1 protein-coding gene is annotated in these 1,814 nt (G+C 49.3%); it reads right to left on the reverse strand.

Annotated features, from left to right (window positions below; genetic code table 11):
- Window positions 1–402: 402 nt before the first annotated feature.
- The gene (locus tag ACFPXP_RS08140; RefSeq protein ID WP_449288665.1) at window positions 403–1,689 is read right to left on the reverse strand and encodes an IS110 family transposase; all 1,287 of its coding nucleotides are present in this window, start codon (window positions 1,687–1,689) and stop codon (window positions 403–405) included.
- Window positions 1,690–1,814: the final 125 nt, after the last annotated feature.

A 1,814-nucleotide genomic window follows, 5' to 3' on the forward strand; every position in this document is an offset into this window, starting at 1 on the left:
TCCTACTAAAAAGTATTTTTTTCTCCTGTTTCCGCACTCATTCTCATTATTTCAACTTTGACAGCTTAAGAGATAGTAGTGGAGAATGTTCTCTGAACCTCGATTTTCTGTAAGAGCGTAGGCGGGAACAGAGCTCGGGAATAATATGCTTCCAAAACTGTGGATAATTGGTATGATCGCACAGTGGATCTCCACATTTGCCCTTGGGGTTTACCCTCCCATGTCACACTGGGTCTATGCCCTTACATTCCTTCGTTCTACCTCTCAAGGGGTGGATGCCGATTCTTGCTCCTTTACGGGGTCGTTGCCCTTATTGAATATAGTGCTTCGGCTTCTCCGGTGCTTCCATTGTCTAAGTTGTACACATGTGAATAAGTGATTTACAGGCGTTGCTTCCTTGTTTTAAGCGGCTTCTTGCTGGTTCTGGAACTGCCTCACTGGACCCATGACATCAATTGCATTGTACTCTCTTTGCTTTGTCCCCAGCGTATGCAGGACTCGTATGAGTTTTCCACATAAGGCGATGATCGACTGTTTCTTCTTCAGCGGGTTTTGATTCCGCGTCGTGTAGTGCTTATGAAGCGTCTTGAACTCTTCATTTTTCGCTACCATTGGCATCACCGCCCGGAACAGCAGTGCTCTTAGACGGGATCGCCCTCGCTTGCTAATCCCGGTCTTGCCCTTCCGCTTTCCCGAACTGTTCTCTTTGAGATTCAGTCCGGCGAGCCGAATGATTTGTTGACCGTGATCATAATTGTTCAGGTCTCCAACCTCTGCCAGGAAACCGGCTACGGTGATTGCTCCGACTCCCGGAACGGAAAGCATCTGCGTTGTTCCTGGGATGTGTTCCAAGATCTCCAGAACCTTACCCATAATCTCTTCCAGTTGGTTGCTGAAGAGGTCATATTGTCCCAGCAGTGTGCTTAACTCTACTCGCGCTGCCATACTGCCTTCGGTTAGTCCGATCGAGACCGTGGCGGCCGCTACTAACTTCTCCGCGCGTTTGATGCCCACACCACGCTTCACATCCGTCTTCCAGTGAGCCAGGACGTCTCTGGCCCCCTTGCTGACGATGTCCGATGGTAACGGGAATGCCCGCATGGTCATTAGCGATGCCTTGCCTTCCCATTTCTTGAATACGCTAGTATACTCGGGGAAGAACCGGTCAAACCAGTTGCCGATGCGGCCCTTCACTTGCGTCAGGCTGGCGGATACCTTCTCCCTTAGATTCATCAGGATGCGCAGTTCCGCATACTCTTTCATCGGCAGCTTCGGTTCCGAGTATTTTCCGTTCCGGATGAGATCCGCGATGACCTTTGCATCTTTGTAGTCGCTCTTCGTCTGCGAGTTATCCTCAAGCTCTTTCGTCTTACTCACATGATGCGGATTGACGACAACAACCTGAATTTGCTGTTCTTGTAGGTAGGCAGCTAACGGAAACCAGTAGTGTCCGGTAGGCTCGATGCCAAACATGATGTCCGTCTTCCCTTGTGATTGCCCAAGCTCCTTCATCCACGCTGTCAGCTTCGATAGTCCTTCCTGATCGTTATGAAATACGCAATCCTTCCCGAGTTCAATTCCACGGAAGTCTACGGCCCGTGCGACATGTACCTTCTTCGCAATGTCTGCACCGACCACCAGTGTCGATTCAGTAATTCGTGTAATTCGTTGATTCTGCTTCTGTTTCAGTTTATACTTCATATTGAGCGTCCTCCTTCAATTAGGGCAGTGAATGTCGAACCATTCCGAGACCCAGCATACAGGAGGCGCTTTTTCTTTTCAAAGAGCAAATTACTTCATTACAGGAATGGCTC

Source organism: Marinicrinis lubricantis, assembly GCF_042658665.1.
Lineage (GTDB): Bacteria > Bacillota > Bacilli > Paenibacillales > KCTC-33676 > Marinicrinis > Marinicrinis lubricantis.